1 protein-coding gene is annotated in these 311 nt (G+C 26.3%); it reads right to left on the reverse strand.

Annotated features, from left to right (window positions below; all coding sequences use genetic code 11):
• Window positions 1–311: YveK family protein (locus G3997_RS06570; protein WP_296644663.1), on the reverse strand; the 311-nt coding region annotated here is incomplete at both ends.

Below are 311 nucleotides of genomic sequence, written 5' to 3' on the forward strand. Positions count from 1 at the left end.
GATACTGTTACAYTATTTACTAATTCTTCATWCTCAACATCTAAATTTAACTTATTTATTACTTGTTCTAAAACTGTTCTAGACTTTATTATCTCCCCATAAGTTACTGCAAGTTTTTGAGTAACATTAAATTGATCTCCTGTAATCATCTGAGTGTCTTCATTTTTTTCAGTATTTACTATTAAAGTTGATTTTGCTTCATATACTGGATTTAGCATAAAAAAGCTTATTACACCACTGATTACTGCTGATATAACTGCTAAAAGAGCTATTATCCAAAATCTTTTTTTAATAATTRCAAAATATTCTCT

It is taken from the genome of Romboutsia sp. 13368 (assembly GCF_018336475.1).
In the GTDB taxonomy this organism is placed as follows: Bacteria; Bacillota; Clostridia; order Peptostreptococcales; family Peptostreptococcaceae; genus Romboutsia.